At 55.2% G+C, this 1,153-nt stretch carries 2 protein-coding genes and 1 other RNA gene; all 3 read left to right on the top strand.

Going from position 1 to position 1,153, the window contains the following annotated elements:
* The first annotated feature begins 29 nt into the window (after positions 1-29).
* Positions 30-157, top strand: a non-coding RNA gene (locus ADK28_RS29255) — RtT sRNA.
* Between the two features lie 195 nt (positions 158-352).
* Positions 353-925: a TIGR00730 family Rossman fold protein gene (locus ADK28_RS11840; RefSeq protein WP_004932190.1), complete on the top strand. Its 573-nt coding sequence runs from the start codon at positions 353-355 to the stop codon at positions 923-925.
* Between the two features lie 101 nt (positions 926-1,026).
* Positions 1,027-1,153, top strand: a 127-nt coding sequence (locus ADK28_RS31540) for an endonuclease/exonuclease/phosphatase family protein (RefSeq protein WP_193392130.1), incomplete at its 3' end; no start/stop codon positions are given.

Raw genomic sequence — 1,153 nt, 5'->3', positions numbered from 1 at the left:
AAACCGAATTACAAGCACATCGCCTCCATAATGCTCCGCATTGGGGAAGGATGAGAAGCTTCGACCAAGGTTCGAGTCTCACACAGTGAGACAACGCGCTTCAGCGCGGCCCGCAGGGTGAGTCGCGCAGCGACGAATCATCCTTCCCCCACCACCATCTCTTGCAGAAAATCCCAAAACCGAATTACAAGCACATTGCAACCAATGTCCTAGCCTCAATAAAACTCAAGTTATCTCCCCTTATTAACCGCTTTCATCCAGCAGTTTTGTTCCTCTCTCCCAGCCGTAACTTGAACTCCGGCCGACAATTCGCTATACCACTGGCTTCTTTAGTGCAGTAAGGAACAGGTGGATGCGAAACAATATTTGCGTTTTTTGTGGCGCCAGCGAAGGCGTCAATCCCGCTTATGCCGAGCAGGCTCGTCAACTGGGGCAACTGCTGGCCGCACAGGGGCGCCGTTTAATCTACGGCGGCGGCAAAAAAGGATTGATGGGGATCGTGGCGGACGCGGTGTTGGCCGCAGGCGGTGAAGCGGTCGGCATTATCCCCGAGCGCCTGGTTGAAGCGGAAACGGCGCATCGTGGCCTGACTGAACTGGAAGTAGTGCCAGACATGCATACGCGCAAAGCCCGTATGGCGGCGCTGGCGGACAGTTTTATCGCCCTGCCCGGCGGCATCGGCACGCTGGAAGAGCTGTTTGAAATCTGGACCTGGGGGCAAATCGGCTATCACAACAAGCCGGTCGGCCTGCTGAACGTCAACGGATTCTACCGCCCGCTGAGCCAGTTCCTCGAGCACGTCGCCGATCAGGGCTTTATGCGTCACGACTATCTCGGCACCCTGCACATCAGCGAATCGGCACAGACGCTGCTGCAACAGTTTGACGACTATCAACCTAAAAATTACGACCGCTGGGCGAAATAAACCTGCTGCGCAGTCAGCGGTCCCGCCGCTGTCTGCGTTACATTTCCCGCCAAACTCTGCTACTATCACAGCACATTTTTCTCGTGAAAACGGCACCGCTCATGAAGTTTGTCTCTTTTAATATCAATGGACTGCGCGCGCGTCCGCATCAGCTGGCGGCAATTATCGAACAGCACCAGCCCGACGTGATCGGTCTGCAGGAAACCAAAGTTCACGATGACATGTTCC

The sequence above is a fragment of the Serratia sp. 506_PEND genome (assembly GCF_001076875.1).
GTDB classification, from domain to species: domain Bacteria; phylum Pseudomonadota; class Gammaproteobacteria; order Enterobacterales; family Enterobacteriaceae; genus Serratia; species Serratia marcescens.
This window is presented reverse-complemented; position numbering and strand designations above follow the sequence as displayed.